The organism is Photorhabdus machadonis (genome assembly GCF_052657765.1).
On record NZ_CP199761.1, the window covers coordinates 3,248,334 to 3,264,283 of the forward strand.

At 42.4% G+C, this 15,950-nt stretch carries 15 protein-coding genes; 3 read left to right on the forward strand and 12 right to left on the reverse strand.

Features of this window, described 5'->3' with window-relative positions:
• Positions 1 to 11: 11 nt before the first annotated feature.
• From ACUN2T_RS15335 to ACUN2T_RS15345, 3 genes are all read left to right on the forward strand, one after another.
• Positions 12 to 314: an EamA family transporter gene (locus tag ACUN2T_RS15335; RefSeq protein ID WP_445493879.1), complete on the forward strand. Its 303-nt coding sequence runs from the start codon at positions 12 to 14 to the stop codon at positions 312 to 314.
• Between the two features lie 228 nt (positions 315 to 542).
• Entirely contained in the window at positions 543 to 1,949 is a 1,407-nt protein-coding gene (locus ACUN2T_RS15340; RefSeq protein WP_445493880.1) for a carbohydrate porin, read from the forward strand.
• 61 nt (positions 1,950 to 2,010) lie between these two features.
• Entirely contained in the window at positions 2,011 to 2,136 is a 126-nt protein-coding gene (locus ACUN2T_RS15345) for a hypothetical protein (protein ID WP_445493882.1), read from the forward strand.
• A 35-nt stretch (positions 2,137 to 2,171) separates the two neighbouring features.
• On the opposite strand, the gene cheZ is transcribed toward ACUN2T_RS15345, so the two are convergent.
• The 12 genes from cheZ to flhD form a co-directional block, all read right to left on the reverse strand.
• Positions 2,172 to 2,822, reverse strand: coding sequence for a protein phosphatase CheZ (gene cheZ, locus ACUN2T_RS15350; protein WP_445493884.1), 651 nt, complete (start codon positions 2,820 to 2,822; stop codon positions 2,172 to 2,174).
• Between the two features lie 9 nt (positions 2,823 to 2,831).
• A complete protein-coding gene (cheY, locus tag ACUN2T_RS15355; protein WP_036848977.1) occupies positions 2,832 to 3,221 on the reverse strand; it encodes a chemotaxis response regulator CheY in 390 nt (129 codons plus the stop codon).
• Between the two features lie 70 nt (positions 3,222 to 3,291).
• Positions 3,292 to 4,344, reverse strand: a complete 1,053-nt coding sequence (locus ACUN2T_RS15360; RefSeq protein ID WP_445493885.1) for a protein-glutamate methylesterase/protein-glutamine glutaminase — start codon at positions 4,342 to 4,344, stop codon at positions 3,292 to 3,294.
• Positions 4,337 to 5,167, reverse strand: coding sequence for a protein-glutamate O-methyltransferase CheR (gene cheR / locus ACUN2T_RS15365; RefSeq protein WP_445497886.1), 831 nt, complete (start codon positions 5,165 to 5,167; stop codon positions 4,337 to 4,339). Before cheR ends, ACUN2T_RS15360 begins: the two co-directional genes overlap by 8 nt.
• A 63-nt stretch (positions 5,168 to 5,230) precedes the next feature.
• Positions 5,231 to 6,865 (reverse strand): methyl-accepting chemotaxis protein, encoded by a 1,635-nt coding sequence (locus ACUN2T_RS15370; RefSeq protein WP_445493886.1) that lies wholly within the window; start codon positions 6,863 to 6,865, stop codon positions 5,231 to 5,233.
• 53 nt (positions 6,866 to 6,918) lie between these two features.
• Positions 6,919 to 8,610 (reverse strand): methyl-accepting chemotaxis protein, encoded by a 1,692-nt coding sequence (locus ACUN2T_RS15375; RefSeq protein WP_445493887.1) that lies wholly within the window; start codon positions 8,608 to 8,610, stop codon positions 6,919 to 6,921.
• 180 nt (positions 8,611 to 8,790) lie between these two features.
• A complete protein-coding gene (cheW, locus tag ACUN2T_RS15380) occupies positions 8,791 to 9,288 on the reverse strand; it encodes a chemotaxis protein CheW (protein ID WP_445493888.1) in 498 nt (165 codons plus the stop codon).
• 52 nt (positions 9,289 to 9,340) lie between these two features.
• Positions 9,341 to 11,386 carry a chemotaxis protein CheA gene (gene cheA / locus ACUN2T_RS15385; protein ID WP_445493889.1) on the reverse strand — a complete coding sequence of 682 codons (2,046 nt, stop codon included), beginning with the start codon at positions 11,384 to 11,386 and terminating at the stop codon, positions 9,341 to 9,343.
• Between the two features lie 15 nt (positions 11,387 to 11,401).
• Positions 11,402 to 12,385: a flagellar motor protein MotB gene (gene motB, locus ACUN2T_RS15390; RefSeq protein ID WP_445493890.1), complete on the reverse strand. Its 984-nt coding sequence runs from the start codon at positions 12,383 to 12,385 to the stop codon at positions 11,402 to 11,404.
• Between the two features lie 2 nt (positions 12,386 to 12,387).
• Positions 12,388 to 13,278: a flagellar motor stator protein MotA gene (gene motA / locus ACUN2T_RS15395; protein ID WP_445493892.1), complete on the reverse strand. Its 891-nt coding sequence runs from the start codon at positions 13,276 to 13,278 to the stop codon at positions 12,388 to 12,390.
• Positions 13,279 to 13,414: 136 nt separating this feature from the next.
• Positions 13,415 to 13,996 (reverse strand): flagellar transcriptional regulator FlhC, encoded by a 582-nt coding sequence (gene flhC / locus ACUN2T_RS15400; protein ID WP_133815924.1) that lies wholly within the window; start codon positions 13,994 to 13,996, stop codon positions 13,415 to 13,417.
• A gap of 3 nt (positions 13,997 to 13,999) precedes the next feature.
• Positions 14,000 to 14,350, reverse strand: a complete 351-nt coding sequence (gene flhD, locus ACUN2T_RS15405) for a flagellar transcriptional regulator FlhD (RefSeq protein WP_445493894.1) — start codon at positions 14,348 to 14,350, stop codon at positions 14,000 to 14,002.
• Positions 14,351 to 15,950 lie beyond the last annotated feature (1,600 nt).

Consider the following 15,950-nt stretch of genomic DNA (forward strand, 5'->3'; position numbering starts at 1 on the left):
TTTTTGCTCTGATGTGGGTGAGGCAAGAACCACTTACTCAATCCGGGGCTTGCTTCAAGCCAGGTTTACTGGTGGGGATGTTATTTGCCCTGGAATTTTTATTTGTGGTTGAAGGTCTGCGTTTTACCACCGCATCACATATAGCCGTCTTTCTTTACACGGTGCCAGCTTTTACCGCCATTGGCCTACAGTTGTTTTACTCCAGAGAACAGCTTGCTCTCCCTCAGTGGGGTGACATCGCCCTCGCGTTTACTGGTATTCTTGCAGTATTTCTTTCCGGAGTGCAGGATAACAATATCGTCAGTGCTCATTAAGAGAGTGAGAGTCTGTTAACGCGACCCAAATACACTTGATTAATATCTTAAAGCCCTTTAGGATTTTCATCTTATCTCTCCGCCCGCACTGGGCGAGGGTTTAAGGCGATTTTTGCTAATGAGTCATTGATTGGCGCCAGCTAACTTAACTCAATTATCTTTTAGCCTGAAAACCCATTTGACGATGTAATAAAGCATAATAACTAATATCCCAAAGGGTAAAGTACCATGAAAAACCTTCGCTATTTGATTGTCACACCAGGATTAATCCTTTCAGCCTCGGCCTTTGCCTCGCCCGCCACCCGCATCGAAGCGCGCCTTGATGCACTGGAGCAACGATTGCAACAGGCAGAACAACGCGCCGCCCAGTCCGAAGCACGTGCCATAGCCGCCGAGCAACGCGCACAACGTTTGGAACAACACACTACCGAAACCACACAGCAGACCGTACAGGTGGCCCAACCCATTACTTCGCAGGAAAATAACGCTTCACCAGCCAGCAAGTTGAAACTGAATAACTTCGGCGATCTAAAACTGTACGGTGATGTAGAATTTAATCTCGACAGCGCCAGCCGAAGCGGTCAGCTTACTTCATTGAAAACCAATGAAAATAAAAACTGGAAGCCCGGCGACAAAGAACGCTGGAATATGAATGGCCGTATCTTGATTGGGCTAGACGGCTACCGTCGCAATCAGAACGGCGACTTTGCCGGATTCAGTGTGCAACCATTGGCAGACATGACCGGCAAAATGAATCTCGACGACGCCGCTTTCTTCTTCGGTAACGAGAAAAATTGGCAGGCCAAAATCGGGCGTTTCGAAGCCTACGATATGTTTCCTCTCAACCAGGATACCTTTATTCAGTATTCTGGTAATACCGCCAACGATTTGTATGCCGATGGTTTCGGTTATATCTACATGATGAAAGAAGGACGTGGCCGCAGTAACAATGGCGGTAACCTGATGTTAAGCAAATACGCTGGCAACTGGTATTTCGAACTTAACACGCTGCTCGAAGATGGCACTTCGCTATTCCAGGATAAAACCTACCATGGCAATACACTGGATAATAAGAAAAATGTTGCTTATCTGCGCCCAGTGGCCGCCTGGAAAAAAGACCAATTCAGTGCAGCAATAGCGATGGAGAGTAATGTTGTCAACAACGCTTACGGCTACCAGAATGCCCAAGGGCTATGGATTGATCAATCCAAACGCAATGGCTACGGCATGACACTGAGTTGGAACAGTCTGGCAACCAACCCAGATGATGGCATTGTCGCCAACCTGAACACCGCCTATCTGGATGCCTCAGGCGAGCAGAACTTCACTAGCGGAATCAATGTAACGTGGCATCGCTTCGAACTGGGCTATATCTATGCCCACAACAATATCAAAGAGTTCAACACTGACGATATCACCGCATATATTAACCATCCTTTCAGTGAGCCAGGCAAATACGACATCCACACTATCCATATGTCATATCTGATCCCTGACATCATGGATATGCAGAATTTTAATCTCTATCTTGGTGCCTATGTCTCTATGCTGGAGGCCGATGCTGACAACAAAATCGCCAACAGTGATAACGACCAGCGCTACGGTGCACGCGCCAGACTCAAATATCTTTTCTGATGCAAGTTAATTGATTTCTGTCGTAACTTTGGCTAATGATTTTTCTACAGGAGTTTACGGTTTGGGGCAACTCTGCGAAGACCAAACCGTAGGTTTCTGTACGTTGTCTCCCAAACCGGTCTGTCCGGTCACTTTACCTTCATCCTCGCATCCTCGCAGTTTTCCGGCGGCAGTCAGTGCGACTTGACATCCTCCCCGCCCTTTAGACCCCGCCACTTTTATTCAGAAACCTAAGCTATCCAGTAGATCATCAACCTGAGCCTGATTAGCGATAACACCCACGCCATTTTGATTCACCTGCGGACCATTTAGCAGATTATCAGTCTCTTTTTTCGATTTCGCGACCTGGTCAGCTGGCATGTTTTCCATCAATACCATTACTAACTGTTTTTCTATTTCCTGAATAACATCCATCATCCGCTTGATAACCTGACCGGTAAGATCCTGAAAGTCTTGTGCCATCATGATCTCCAGTAATTGAGCGTTAGTGAAAGCAGTATGCTCAGGTACAGTATTGAGGTAATTCCGGGTATCCGTAACCAATGAGCGTACCACAGGCAATTCAACCGGATTTTCAAACCACTCATCCCAACGTCTGGTCAGTGAAATTGCCGATGATTCCAACTCATTCTGACAAGGTTGCGCTGCCTCAACACAGTTAAGCGCCCTTTCAGCTGCCTGCGCTGTCATCTGCACAACATAATCCAGACGTTCTCTCGCATCGGGTATTGCCTCAGCAGCCTGAGCGATCGTTTGATCCAATCCCAGTTCACGTAAACTATCACGCAACATACGCGTAAGCTGGCCGATCCGGCTAATAATTTCACTGGCACTAATGGTCTCATCCCTTGGCATGATTGGATTTACACTCATTATGTCTCCTTAGAGGCCCAGTTTTTCAAATATTTTATTGAGCTTTTCTTCCAGAGTAGCAGCGGTAAAAGGTTTAACAACATAACCACTCGCCCCGGCCTGCGCAGCAGCAATGATATTTTCTTTCTTCGCTTCCGCTGTCACCATCAAAACGGGTATCTTAGCCAATTGTGCATCTTCACGAATAACTTTTAACAACTCCAGACCATCCATATTAGGCATATTCCAGTCAGAGATAATAAAGTCAAATTGAGATGAGCGAATCTTAGTCAGGGCTTCCGTCCCATCTTGAGCTTCTTCTACATTATTAAAACCCAATTCTTTTAAAAGGTTACGAACAATGCGACGCATGGTTGAAAAATCATCAACCACCAGAAATTTAAGATCCTTATTCGCCATAAAAACTCCTTGAAATTATTTACCAGTCAGCACAGAGCCGCTTAAAAAAATTAAATTTATCCGTCAGCCGTTAAATACGGACAGACTGCCCCGAGCTTATCTTTGCCAGCATTCTCTTGCTCATTTTAAGGATATCCATGACTTCATCCACAGCCCCCATTTGTATTGCAGCTCTTGGCATACCAAACACCACGCAACTCGCCTCATCCTGTGCCAATGTGTACGCTCCTGCTTGTTTCATCTCCAGCAAACCCGCCGCGCCGTCACTGCCCATTCCTGTGAGTAATACACCAACAGCATTTCTTCCAGCAAATTTAGCTACTGATCGGAACAACACATCCACAGACGGACGATGGCGATTAACCGCCGGTACATCCGTTATCAGAACCTGATAATCAGCTCCATTACGGCACAGTTCCATATGACGATCACCTGGAGCAATGTATGCGTGCCCTGGCAAAATCCGCTCACCGTTTTCGGCCTCTTTTACTGTAATTTGGCTAAGTTTATTCAATCGTTCAGCAAAAGAACGGGTAAAACCCGGAGGCATATGCTGCGTAATCAGTAGTGCCGGGCTGGTTACCGGCAACGGTTGCAACAAATTCTTTATCGCTTCCGTTCCGCCAGTAGAAGCACCTACTGCAATCAGTTTTTCGCTGGATAACAGAGGCTTAAAACTTAAAGGAGCAGCGTTTACCCGTGTGGTTGTTTGCACCGATAATTTAGCCTGTGCCGCCGTCCGCACTTTCTCCGCAATAAGCTCACTGTAAGCCAGCATTCCTTCACGAATACCTAATTGAGGTTTGGTGACAAAATCAACAGCACCAAGCTCCAATGCCCTTAATGTGATTTCAGAACCTTTAGCGGTCAGAGAAGAAACCATCACCACAGGCATTGGCCGTAAACGCATTAATTTTTCCAAAAAATCAATGCCATCCATACGTGGCATTTCAACATCCAGCGTGAGTACTTGTGGATTATGTTTTTTAATCAGATCACGTGCCACCAGTGGATCGGGGGCGCAAGCTACGACCTCCATATCCGGGTGGCTATTGATGATCTCTCGCATAATTTGGCGCATAAGCGCTGAATCATCGACACAAAGGACAGTTATCTTATTCATAACCTCTCCTTGCCCGGCCTACACCGTAAACGGTCTGTCCTTGCAAGTAGAATTCCCGGCTTATTTGAGTGACATTTTCAGAATGCCCAGCAAAGAGCAATCCATCGGGTTTTAACAAAGTAATAAAATGGCGCAGTATCCGTTCCTGCGTATTTTTATCAAAATAAATCATTACGTTACGGCAAAAAATGGCATCAAATTTACCTTCAAGCGGCCAATTGAGGTCTAACAGGTTTAAATGCTGGAATGTCACCATGTTAGCAAGTTGTGGCCGGACACGCGCGTAACCTTCATAAGATCCAACACCTTTAAAAAAGTAACGTTTTCTCTGCTGATCTGTCAGTTGGCGCAACTCATCCAGCCGATAAACACCTTTACGTGCTTTTTCCAGTACATTGGTATCGATATCACTGGCAATAATTTTTACCCGCTGAACACGATGCCCCAATACATCGCTCAGCGTCATAGCAATTGAATACGGCTCTTCCCCTGTGGATGCTGCCGCACTCCACACCCGGTATGAGCTATCATTCTTAATTGCATGTTTAGCTAACAAAGGGAAATGATGCGCCTCCCTGAAAAAAGCCGTCAGGTTAGTCGTCAACGCATTGATAAATTCCTGCCACTCCTCACTATCAGTATCGTTCTCAAGAATGAACAGGTATTGCCCAAAATCACGTATTCCAAGCACTCGTAAACGCCGGATTAAACGGTTGTAGACCATCTCGCGTTTATGCGCAGCAAGCACAATACCAGCACGTTGATATATAAACTGGCAGATGCGCTCAAAATGCACATCTGACAGGGTATAACGCTGAATCATGTGATTCAGTGGCGAAGACGGTAAACTTGTCGCTGAAGCAATTAAATTTGATTTCATCTGGCCTCAGCGAGTCTGACTGACCGCTCGTCCGCTATCCGCAGACCTCAGCGTAAGTAAAAGTTCATTCTCAAGTTTATTTCCTGAATTATCCGGTAACTCAAACTGTGCTACTGTCTTAACCAGAATATCAGCCTGATCTTCAAGTGCCGCTGCTGCTGCTGCTGACTGCTCAACCAATGCAGCGTTCTGCTGAGTAACTTGATCCATCTGTGTAACCGCTTGTGCCACCTGATGGATACCACGACTTTGTTCATCGGATGCCGCAGCAATTTCGGCCATCAAATCCGTGACCCGGTTTACCGAGGCGACCAATTCATTCATGGTCTTCCCAGCATCACTAACCAATGCAGAACCTTGACTTACCCGCTGAACGGATTCACTAATTAATGTTTTAATCTCTTTTGCCGCTTCGGCGCTTCGTTGAGCGAGATCCCTGACTTCACCAGCAACAACGGAGAAACCACGGCCTTGCTCACCTGCCCGTGCCGCTTCTACTGCCGCATTGAGTGCCAGGATGTTCGTCTGAAATGCAATGCCATCAATAACGCTGATAATTGCACTGATCTTCTGTGAACTATTGGCAATTGCATCCATCGTTTCCACAACGCCGGTTGTCAGCTCACCACCTTTAGAGGCTGTTTTCGATGCAGATACTGCCAATTCACTGGCCTGACGGGCATTTTCAGCATTCTGTTTTACCGTTGCCGTCAGTTGTTCCATACTTGCGGCTGTTTCTTCCAGTGATGCCGCCTGCTCTTCAGTGCGGGAAGAAAGATCGGTATTACCCTGAGTAATTTCCTGAATACCGCTGTACATCAGGTTAGTATTTTCTTTCACCGAAGTAATGGAACTCACCAGTGAACGTTGCATTTCACGCAATTTGAAGAACACTTCACCAATTTCATCATGAGTGAAAACAGAAACCTCTTTATTCAGTTTTCCCTCTGCAACATTCTGGAAGTGACTTCTCATATTAGCGAATGGTCTGAGCAGATTTCTTTTTAACCACCAATGGGCTGCCCAAGCAACTACCAGTACCATTAGGATCGCGCCTGCAAACATGGCAATTGCAATTTGATAATAAAAACGACCATCCTGAACGGCAGTCTTAATTTCTTCTCCGATATACTGCATATATTGGTTGAAATCAGATTCCAATTGCTGCTGATACTTTTCTGTTGGCTGGTCTAAAAATGCATCATAATTACCCTGCGCCAAGAAAGCAGAGAGTTCCTTCAGTGCATTGATATATTCCTTGTAGCTGGTTTCCACAGATGCCAGCAATACACTGCTACCATCCTCTTCATTTAACTTAGGCAGCGCAATAAATTCCGCAAAATGCATCTCTGCCTTATCCAGCGTCTCTTTAACATTCGCAACCATACTGTCAATATGACTTTCAGATTGTTGCAGCGTTTTTCCTACAGCGATTCTATTCAGTGTATTACGCGATTGCAGCAAAGCCGCCCAGCTCAGTCCTAAAGTGTCTCTCTTCTGTGTTCCCAAATCAATCCGCTCGATATAAGTCTGGTCTGTGTAAATGATCCCAAGTGATAAACCACTTGAGATTATCTGCATTACACAAAACATCATCAGTAACAGATATAAACTGGTTGATATACGAAGCCTGCCTAACATGTAATCACCTCGGTTAACGGCTGCATATGCAGCCGTGGTTATCACTTAGTGTTTTAAAATGTTTCCCAATTAGATTGTTCTTCCACATTGCTGACTTTCTTCAACACGGGTGGATTCGATTTAGCAGGAAGAGTCTTAACCGCAGGTAAATGCTCAGTTTTCGTTTCTGGTTGAGGCTTATCGTCAAGATTTGGTAACTGAAACAGAGAAACAAGTTTTTTCAATCCAGCCGCCTGATCTTCCAGCGCGGCCGCAGCGGCGGCTGATTGTTCAACTAAAGAAGCATTTTGCTGTGTTACACGATCCATTTCGGAGATCGCCAAGCCAACCTGAGTTATCCCTCTGCTTTGTTCATCAGATGCAGATGCAATTTCACCCATAATGTCAGTTACACGGGTGACTGAACTGACAATATCGTTCATTGTTTCACCGGCACTTTCAACCAGGACAGAACCGGTATCCGCGCGGCTAACTGAATCTTCTATTAATGCTTTGATCTCTTTTGCTGCCTCAGCACTACGCTGTGCAAGATTACGGACTTCTCCTGCCACAACAGCAAAACCACGCCCATGTTCACCGGCACGTGCGGCTTCTACCGCAGCATTAAGCGCCAGAATGTTAGTCTGAAACGCTATAGCATCAATAACACTGGTAATATCGGAAATCTTCTGAGAACTGCCGGCAATTTCATGCATCGTCTGTACAACATTCGCCACGACTTTCCCACCCTGGCGGGCAATTTCAGAGGCGCTGTCAGCCAGGTTACTTGCCTGACGGGCATTTTCAGCATTTTGTTTTACCGTTGCCGTCAATTGTTCCATACTCGCTGCTGTTTCTTCTAAAGAAGCCACCTGTTCTTCAGTACGTGAAGAGAGATCATTATTCCCGGCAGCGATTTCGCTAGTTCCGTTATAAATATTGTCACTGCTGTGACGAACACTACTAACCGTATTAATAAACTCTTTCTGCATATACTTCAGGCCAGTCGCTAACATGCTCATCTCGTTCTTGCCTGAAACAGTGATATTTTGTGTCAAATCCCCCGTAGAAAGTGACTTAATATTCTCCAATAATTTGTTTAATGGGTTCAGTAAACTGTGCTTGATGCTAACCCAGCTAAAAATCATCGCTGAAACCAAGATCAGTATGATAATACCCAGCATAATCATTGCATTTCTGTAGGATACACTCGCATCAAAGACAACATCGGAATAGAGATGATCGTTTTGAGTCAGATAGAAGTTATATTCTTCCTCAAAAGCACTCTGATATTTGCCCGTTGGCTGATTAAAGAATTCCACCGCCTGATCATGTTCAATCAGGACAATGAGTTCATGAAGTGCTGAAATATAAACATCATAGGCTTTTTTTAGACGATTAAGGCTTTCTGATTCATGAATAGGTAATTTAGCCGTCTGTTCATATTGTTCAAAACGCTGCTCTGCTATAGACAGGTTACCTCTGGCATCGGTTAGCAACTGTTCCATTGTGTAATAATTGTCAACGCCTTCATCCTTCATCATGTACCGAATGCCAGCACGGTTTAGACTGTTACGAGCCTGTAGCAAATTAACCCAAGTGTCATTCAAAAATGTCTGCTGCTCACGCATCTTATCCAGTATTTCCAGGTTTTCTTTATTACCTTTCAACTCATGGAAGAAAAGTCCCCCAGATATAAATTGCAGAGCACCAAATAATATGATGACCGCCATCAGCCCGGTCACTATTTTCATTCGGTTAAACATGTTTTCCCTTTTTTACAATAGATCAGCATGGCTCTGTTATCGGCATAGCTAAAAGAAACTTTACTGGTCAACTAAAAGAAATTTGAATATTTTTTCTGATTGGGATCAACAAGGAATAGACAAAAAAATAGCTGCCATCTAGTCGTCATGGCAGCTATTTTTGATGGCTAGTTTTTATGACTAGTTTTTAGCCACTGAATCTACCAGTGCCATCTCTTCGCTATTAAGCAGCTTCTCAATATCCACCAGAATCAACATGCGATCATCTAGTGAACCCAAGCCCGTCAGATATTCAGTAGACAATGTTACTGCAAATTCCGGAGCCGGGCAGATTTGTTCAGATTTAAGCGATAAAACATCTGAAACACCATCAACAACGATACCAACCACCCGGTTCAGCAGATTCAGAACAATAACCACAGTGTTATCATTATAGGTAACAGTTTCCTGAGCAAACCTAATTCTTAGGTCAATAATAGGAACAATAACACCACGCAGATTGGTTATCCCTTTAATGAACGCAGGAGTATTTGCAATACGGGTGACCTGATCATAGCCACGTATCTCCTGTACTTTAAGTATTTCGATACCATATTCTTCATCACCTAGGGTAAAAACCAGATATCCTTCCCCGGCAGTTTCTCCTGACAATTTATTAAAAGCTTCTATGGCCGACATAATCCTACCTTTTGCTGTGAGATTGACGATTTTCTATGGGGATAAGCCCCATTTAATGTTTATTTTTTTCTAATAACTCAGCTTTGCTTAGTGCCAATTGGTCATGATTGAGTTGCTGCAATGCAGAGACATCAATAATCAGTGCCACACTGCCATCACCCATAATTGTGGCAGCCGATATTCCCGGCACTTTGCGATAGTTACTTTCGATATTTTTCACGACCACTTGGTGCTGCCCAACTAACTGATCAACCAACAAGGCATAACGACGACCGGCACTCTGTACAATCACAACAATCCCTTTAGTCGGATCTGTTTTCGCCTCAGGAATATCAAAAACCCGATATAACTTAATTAGTGGCAAATACTCGCCTCTGACATGCAGTAATTTCTCATCACCGGTCAGTGGATAAATATCTTCTTCCTGCGGCTGAAGAGAACTGACTACCGCATTCAATGGCAAAATAAACACTTCGTCATTCACTTTCACTGACATACCATCAAGGATTGCCAGTGTCAGAGGTAACAAAATCCGGATAATTGTCCCTTTACCTGCCTGGAAGTTAATCTGGATTTGTCCGCCCATTTCCTGAATATTTCGCTTAACCACATCCATACCGACACCACGGCCAGACACATCTGTCACCACTTCAGCCGTGGAAAAACCAGGGGCGAAAATCAACATAGCAACCTCTTCGTTACTCATGTTTTCACTGACTGATAGCCTTTGTGATATCGCTTTGGCCAGAATTTTTTCACGATTCAGCCCAGCGCCATCATCGACAACTTCAATGCAGATATTCCCACCCTGATGTTCAGCAGAAAGTGTCAGATTACCCGTTTCAGGCTTACCCGAAGCGAGTCGAATTTCCGGTTCTTCAATACCATGATCAAGGCTGTTGCGGACCAGATGAGTCAACGGATCAATAATGCGCTCAATTAAACTCTTATCCAGTTCAGTGGAACTGCCAACCAAAGTCAGATCCACTTTTTTATTCAGTTTGCCAGCAAGATCCCTGACTAAACGTGGATAACGGCTGAACACATATTCCATTGGCATCATACGAATAGACATTACAGACTCTTGCAAGTCTCTGGAATTCCGTTGTAACTGAACCATGCAATTCAGTAAATCGCCATGTGAATTAGGTTCAAGATCGTTACAATGCTGTGCCAGCATAGACTGTGTAATAACCAATTCACCCACTAGGTTGATCAGTTGATCAACCTTCTCAACCGCAACCCGAATGCTGGAAGATTCTGCACGCTGACGTGGCGATCCAGCCGGTGGCATAGGTGCAGGACGCCCGACAGGTGGTATGGCACTTTTTTCCGGCACCGCCACTTTGACGACTTTAGCTGTATCCCGGTTTTTAACGTCATCTTTGGGTTCGGTTACCGGCAAAAAAGTGATCTGTTCCGGCTCAATCACAAAACAGAGCACAGCGGTAATGTCATCTTCTGTGGCTGATGTTACCAATGAGGCTTCCACACTATCCCGGGTCTGTTCAGCATCATAAACCTCCCCCAGATTAGCCAGTTCATCCAGCATCAAAGAAACTTCGCGCTCTTTCAGACCAGAAAGATGAACCCGAACTTTGCCTTGTTGGTTTTTAATCACAACGGGTTCTGGTTTTAATTCTGGTTCGGATCCAGGCAATCCTGGTGCTACCTCAGTGATGACAGGTTCAACCTCACCTTCATTTTCTCTCTGTACTTCCAATGCAAGCTGGCGCAAAGTCTCACAGATGTAGATAAACGCACTTTCATCCGGCTCCTGAGAACTTTTATAGGCATCCAACTGTTGTTGCATAATATCTTTCGCTTCTAAAAACAGGTTGATAATGTCAGTCGTCAGACTCATTTCATCTCGTCTGGCGCTGTCCAGCAAATTTTCCAGAACATGCGTAGTTTGCTGTAGCTTGATAAACCCAAAAGTCGCAGCCCCCCCTTTTATAGAGTGGGCACTGCGAAAAATAGCATTCAACTGTTCCTGATCTGGTGCATCGGGATCAAGCTGCAATAGATGCTGCTCCATATCCTCCAGCAATTCGTCTGCTTCATCAAAAAAAGTCTGATAAAACGCGGTAATATCCATCGTTACTTTGTCACCTTAGTCGGTACCACGATTAGGCTCAGTACTCAGTGGTTCTGGTTGAGCCGATATTGTGATTTCATGGGATTGTTGTGTTGGCCCACTTTCAGCCGAATCCGTTCTAATCACCTCGTGAATTTCCTGACTATCATTAATAATCAAGGAATTGCTGCCGGTGTTTTGCTGTTCAATTCGCTCTTCCGCTTGCTTATTGAGCACTAAAATACTGATGCGACGGTTAACCGGTGAACTGGCGTCTTCCTGCTTTAGGCGGACCGTTGAAGCCATACCAACAACCCGCAATATCTTGCCTTCATCCAACCCGCCTATTAGCAGCTCTCTCCTTGACGCGTTAGCCCGATCTGCGGATAGTTCCCAGTTACTGTAACCACGCTCACCATTGGCATATTTCAAGTCATCAGTATGACCGGACAGGCTGATTTTATTTGGAATATCGTTCAGGATTGGTGCAATAGCCCGCAAGATATCACTCATATAACTTTCGACTATTGCACTGCCAATCATAAACATTGGCCGATTTTCCCGGTCAATAATCTGGATACGTAACCCTTCATCCATCATGTCAATCAACAGATGTGGACGTAATGCTTTAAGACGGGGATCAGTAATAATCAACTGATCGAGTTGCTCACGCAACCTGTTTAGCCTACGGAATTCATCATTATCTTCAACGACTTCAGCCTGACGCAGAATATCACCTTCCTGATAAAGTACATCCTGCCCTCCCCCTGGGATAGGATTAGAGCTATCACTACTATGTTCCCCTTTATTTATCGCGACTTGTAGCGGGGTACGGAAATATTCTGCAATTCGGGTCAATTCCTGCGGGCTGGAAATTGCCAGCAGCCACATAACCAGAAAAAATGCCATCATAGCGGTCATAAAGTCAGCATAGGCAATTTTCCATGAACCTCCATGATGTTTGATGTCATTTCTTTTACGTCTTTTTACCCTAATGACCGAGACGTTACGCTCCTTCATATTTATTCTTCAGTTTCTTCAGTTTCTTGCTGAACAGGTGCTTTCACCCGGCGAACATGTTCTTCCAGCTCAGTGAAAGAAGGACGATCCGTGAGATACAATGTCTTACGGCCGAATTCAACAGCAATTTGCGGGGCATAACCATTCAGGCTGGATAGCAATGTCACTTTAATGCATTGCATCATTTTAATATGTTCGCCACTGCGCTGACGCAGCAAAGTTGCCAGTGGAGAGATAAAGCCATATGCCATCAAAATACCGAGGAATGTCCCAACCATGGCATGAGCAATCAGCACGCCAAGCTCTCCTGCCGGACGATCTGCCGAACCCAAGGCATTAACAACCCCCATAACAGCCGCCACAATACCAAAAGCAGGAAGTGAATCTCCAACCATCATCACGCTAGTCGCCGGGATCTCGCTTTCCTGCTCATAAGTTTCAATTTCTTCATCCATCAAAGCCTCAATTTCGTGAGGATTCATATTGCCACTCACAATCAACCGCATGTAATCGGTGACAAAATCCATCAAATGCTTATCCTTAAGCAAACGTGGATATTGGGTAAAAATATCACTCTGCTGCGGATTTTCAATATCCCGCTCTAATGCCAAAACACCATGCATACGGGATTTTGCTAACAATCGGAAAAGCAGAGCCATCAGATCCATATACATCGTTTTGTTATAGTTAGATCTGCGCATTACCTTTGGCAAAACACGCAATGTTGCCTTAATCGCTTTTCCGTTGTTACCAACAATAAAAGCACCGATGCCAGCACCAGTGATAATTAAAAATTCAGCAGGTTGATAAAGTGCGCCCAAATGACCACCTACAATCAGGTAACCACCGATTACCGCACCAAAAACTACGATATATCCTAAAAGTACTAACACGCGATATCCTTTAGCTAAGTTGGTGAGCGGATGGGAAATTGAACAGTCTGAATCCAGAATGGTTGTAGTTTCAACACAGGTTACAAGAAAAAAAGTGCAAATCCGTAACCTGTAGGAATGGTTTTCCCATTTAAATTCACATTGCGCGCTGAGCAAGTCCATCCAGCAGTTGTGAATTACTATCGGCAGACTGAGAGGAAAGTTTACGTTTTTTTACTGCGCGTGATGGCGGTTGGCAAAGACTACAAACAAAGCTATTCACAGGTTGATGAGCATGAGTAATAAAAGTTCCGCCGCAAGTACGGCATTGTGAAGGTTGCAACATGCCACTGTCTACAAAACGTACCAGAGTCCAAGCGCGAGTCAACGCCAGAATAGGAGCGTCTCCTTCAACAGGAGGGCATTGTTCAAGATAGAGCCGATAAGCTTTAACAACCGCCTCCACACCATAGCAATAACCGCTTTTAAGTAAGAAACGATAGGCATTATAGAACATTGATGAATGAATATTCTGTTCCCAAGTCATAAACCAATCTGTTGAAAAAGGTAGCATCCCCTTAGGCGGAGGGCTTCCCCTCAATTCTTTATAAAGCTTAATTAGTCGCCCTCTGCTTAATTGCGTTTCACTTTCAAGCATTTGTAACCGTGCGCCCAAAGTGATGAGTTCCATCGCAAGATGTATATCCTTAGCTTCTTGAACTATACTTTTCTCGGCCATCTCTTATGCTCTTTTTTTCACTGATGTATCATCTTTCGAAGATAACTGCTGAAACAAATGAGTAGATAACAAAATGCCTGTGTGTATTTGTTGTAAATCATCTACTCGAGATTCCTTTGTAAGATGCTGAATAGTTTCACTGTCTTCGAACCGGAAATTACAGACTAATTGATTAGTCTCGGCAAGCTTTATCAACTGAGGTAATGTCAATTCAGACAACGTATCAGCCATAGAATCGCTAATACCTAAACGGAACATCGCTGATGCTTTTTCATGGTTAATTAACCGCTGAGCTAAAAGCAGATACGATAAATTTATGTCATAAATATGTTTGAGCAATTCAACCGTACTCATTTGTCTATCCCGTCCGATTACATTAAAAAAATCAGTTAAGTGTTCGAAAAACCACTCGTGACAAAATTCCTAAAATAGCTTAGGGATTAATAATCTCTTACATAACTAAAATACACAAGCTTAGTCAGAGCAGTAACCATCCTTTGTATTACTTTTGATTCGTCCAACTTCAAAAATATTACGTTAGGAGCTGCAAAAGTATTATCGCGTTACCTGATATAACATTTTTACTGTCGATTAAGAATATTCTTAATGCAGAACAACTTTACTCCTGAATCATCAACTTATACAACGGAAAGAGAACGCAATTTTAAATACTATGTGACATAACTCACAAAAACAAAGGCTTTTAATATGCATTTAATCGATAAATTGATCATTAATCACCCAAACAATTAAATAAAATCCGAATTCCCAATTTTAATAAGTTAAATCATCTAAATAAAAATATTAGGTATATTTTTTGATTTTATACGATCTATTAAACTTATAAATTAAAAATAACGACAAAAAAATCCTCCTTTAGCCAAATAATTACAACAAAATCAGCTTTATCACTGAGTAATAGGTATAAACAATCATCTTATTCTAAGATCTGACATTTCCATTTATACGATAAAACAGATTGATTTTATGTAAAATTTAGTTACAAAAAAGATACTGGTATGATCACTTTTGGTTTAGATTTGTATTTTATTTAACCAAAAGACTTAACTAAAAACACAGACCACCATGCACAAATAACACTAACCATACAAAAAAAGCATAAAATACAGTAAGATAATGAATAAAAAAACAACTACAACAGCACTTTGCCGCTCAAATAATAGACAATATACAGTATAAAGATAATAGAAAATGCTGCCAATTTTGACGCCAAGTAGCCAAATCAACGGAATAAATCATTAAAAAAACTTATCAAAAAATCACATTTCATAATATAATAAAACACAAAAACCTCCTGTTGATTACTTTATATTTTTCACCTTTAGTTTTCATGTTTCAAATTATAAATTAATTAAACTTACACATAATCAATATATATTATTTAAAAACATTAAGTATTTTAAATAAACATTAGGTTATTTATTAACCTAACATTCTAGTTTAAATATTTATAATAGATATAATTGCAGATATAAAACCTTCAATCAACATAAATATATATAAAAATAAAGTACCCGCCACGAATATAATCAAAATTTATTATATAATTCATAAATCAATATTTAGAAAAACAACATACACTATTCCAGAGTTCATGCCATTATAATACAAATTAAATAAAAAATTAAAATAACTTTTTATCCTCTTACATTATTTCATATAAAATTTTCAACCCTCATCCCAAAAAACATTATCTTCCTATGTAAAAGACACTAATAAGGCTGAAATTAATAGACATTTTAAACACCATTTATTTCAATGGAAATCATTGATAAAAAAATAAAATCCATAAGGACAAAATAATTAATTAAGAATTATTGTAAAAATAATCAATGATAATAAGGTGGTAAAATAAAAATCAAGACAATATCCTGCCAGGATAATACAATTAATAATCATTGATAATAAAAATATCATAATATTTTCATATCAA